Genomic DNA, 2,393 nt, shown 5'->3' with positions numbered 1-2,393 from the left:
GACCGAGTGGGCTGGTTGCCATACGCCCCCCTCGCCCGCTAGCGGGAGAGGGGCCGGGGGTGAGGGGCTTTTGAATCTGGCTTGTGATCTACCCGCCCCATTCATCGCAGGCCGAGCGCAGGCGTTGTGCAGGGGGTAGAGCGGCAGGAGCCGCGAAAGGCGTGGGGCCAAGGATGGCCCTGCACGCCGCCCCCCGGAGCAAAGCGTTTTGCCTACTTTTCTGCGATTGGAAAAGTAGGTCGCGCGTAAGGCGCAAAACAAAACGTCCAGCCCACGCGGCAAAGAAGAACACCACCAAGCCAAGAGCAAACAGCCGGCGCTGCCTTAAGACCGCCAAGGCGCAGGCGCCCCAATCAACCGCCCCATGGCACCTTTAATCCCCAACTCCTTAAGCGCCTGCAACTCGCCCTCGGTCTCGACCATCTCCGCAATCAACGGCAAATCAATGCTGTTGGTGGCGCGAAACATCGCCTCAATAAACATGCGCTTGTCGGTTTCCTGGTCGATCGCACGGATATACGTGCCATCCACTTTCAAATACGCCAACCCCAGGTGCGTCAGGTTACCAATCAAGCTAAAGCGCCCACCAAAATGCTGCAGGCCCAGATTGAGGCCGGCGCCATGCACGGCCTGGCTCAAACGCTCCAGCTCGGCCGGTGGCGGCAGGTGGCGTTCGTCCACTTCCAGGGTCATCAACGCCGCGTGCTGGGGGTTTTCTTTGAGCAGGGCGATCAGCTGTGCCTGGGCATCCGCTTCCCGCAGAGTGGCGGCCGACAAGCTCAGGGCAATCGGCTGCTGGTGTGCGGCCAGGTGGGCGAGGGCGTGTTTAAGCATGGCCAGGTCAAAGCGCGCGGTCCAACCGAGGCGCTCGATCCACGGCAGGAAACGCCCGGCAGCAATGGCCTCGCCCTGCGGGTCGATCAAGCGCGCCAGCACTTTGTGGTGCAGGACACGACGGCGGTCGGCGCAGTCGACCACGGGCTGAAAATACAACTCCAGCTTGCCTTTGTTCAGCGCGTCGTCGATCCAGCCGCGCCAGTCGTTGAGGCTTTGGCTTGGCGCGGCGTTGAAGTCGTCCAGGCGTTCCCAGAATTTGGCGCTGTTGCTCTGTGCTTGGGCCAGGGCTTGGTCGCCGCGGTTGATGACGCTGCTTACTTCTTCGCCAGGGCGGAAGGCGGCGATGCCGATGTGGGCGACTGGGGTGCAGTCGCTGGCGCCGGTCTGGCGCAGGCTTTCCAGGCTGTCGCTCATTTGCAGGGCGAGGCGGTCGGCGTCTTCGCCGGAAAGGCCGGGCGCCAGCAGAGTGAATTCGCCGCCACGGCTGCGCGAGGCCAGCCAGTCGCTGCGGTCGGGGTGTTCGAGCAGGCGTTTAAGCAGCTCGCCGATGGCGCCGATCAGGGCGTCGGTACGTTGCCCGCCGAGGCGTTGGTTCAGGCCACCGAGGTCGTTGACCCGCAACATGATCAGGTAACCCTCGGCGTTCTGTTCGTGGGTGGCCAGTTGGTTGGCCAGGTTGATATCGAACAGGCGGCGGTTGGCCAGGCCGGTAAGGGTGTCTTGGTAGGCTTCTTCGCGCAGTTTTTCGCTGCGTGCGGCTTCTTCGGCAAACAGGGTTTTGAGTTTTTCCACCATCTGGTTCATGGCCAGCACTACCCGTTTCAGTTCGGGCGTACGCGGCACGCGAGGCAGGGTGAAAAATTCGCGACGGCTGATGGCGTGGGCTTGTTGCACCATGTTGTCGAGGGGGCGCAGTTGCGTGCGCAGCAGCCAACCGCCAAGCACTGAGCTGATCAGCCCGCACACTAGTAACCAGGCGGCGCTGCCGAGGGCGCTGTCCCAGAGTTTGGCGATGGCAAATTGTGGATGGCTGAGCACTTCTACCCGCGCCGCTTGGTCCCAGCCGCGCATGATGATGGCGTCGCCGCCTTCGGGTTGCAGGTCGATCAGTTTGACGAACCAGCTCGGTACATTGTCGGTGGTGGTGGTTGTGCGGCGTTCCACAATGGTTGCGTCATTGTCGATGCGCACCACGCGGATGGTGGCGTAGTAACCGCTGTCAAACACCGAGCTAACCATCAGCTCGATCATGGCCGGGTCGTCCACATGCGGGGTCATCGACAACGCCAGGGCGGTGGCGGCGTCCTGGGCATGGGAGCGCAGCTGGCTGAGCAACTGCTCGCGTGAGCTCTCAACGCTGGTGATAAAACTGCCGGTAAAGGCCACCACCAAAAACAGGCAAATGGCGAGAAACAGCTGCTTGAGTAACGACATAAGGTTCTCCTAACCCTCACCAACGGCAAAGCCTTCGGCATTCATTTTTTTCAACAGGTCCTGCCAGCGCGAAAGCTTTTTGCTGTCACTGCGTTTGCCGGTGGAACCCGGCAGGTACAGAC

At 62.1% G+C, this 2,393-nt stretch carries 1 protein-coding gene; it reads right to left on the bottom strand.

Translation table 11 applies throughout. From position 1 onward, the window contains the following. Nucleotides 1-324: 324 nt before the first annotated feature. Nucleotides 325-2,271 (bottom strand): cyclic di-GMP receptor LapD, encoded by a 1,947-nt coding sequence (lapD, locus tag AAAB16_RS10375; protein WP_340663253.1) that lies wholly within the window; start codon nt 2,269-2,271, stop codon nt 325-327. Nucleotides 2,272-2,393 lie beyond the last annotated feature (122 nt).

Origin of the sequence: Pseudomonas sp., from assembly GCF_037994325.1 — a bacterium.
Lineage (GTDB): Bacteria > Pseudomonadota > Gammaproteobacteria > Pseudomonadales > Pseudomonadaceae > Aquipseudomonas.
The sequence above is the reverse complement of the archived record's forward strand: the minus strand, read 5'-3'. Positions and strand labels throughout refer to the sequence as shown.